The sequence below is a fragment of the Neisseria sp. P0021.S006 genome, assembly GCF_051956895.1.
In genome coordinates this window covers 1-435 of record NZ_JBQCWZ010001301.1, presented here as the reverse complement: position 1 = coordinate 435, position 435 = coordinate 1, and the positions used below count along the sequence as shown (strand labels likewise).

1 pseudogene is annotated in these 435 nt (G+C 46.4%); it reads left to right on the top strand.

Annotated features, from left to right (window positions below):
* Positions 1-435: pseudogene (locus ACTHUM_RS19990) on the top strand (hypothetical protein); the annotation flags it as partial.

Genomic DNA, 435 nt, shown 5'->3' with positions numbered 1-435 from the left:
ACACCAACGCAAAAACCACCACAACACCCACCAACCCACAAAAAAAACCAAACACCCACAAACACCCAACCCCAAAAACCAACAACCCAAACAACCACAAAAAACACACAACACACCACACAACACCAACCAAACACCCAACCCACCACAAAACACAACCAAACAAAAACAGCAAACACCACCCAAAAACCAACCCCCCACACACCCCAAACACAAAAAACCCCAACCTACAAAAAACCCACAACACAACACCACACCCAACAAACCACCCAAACAAAACCCCACAAAACCACCACACACACCCCAAAACAACGCCAAACAACCCAAAAACCCAACACACCAAAAACCCACACCCAACACACAACCCAAACCACCACAACCAAACAACCCCCAAACAAACAACCAACAAACCCAACACACAAACAACCACACACA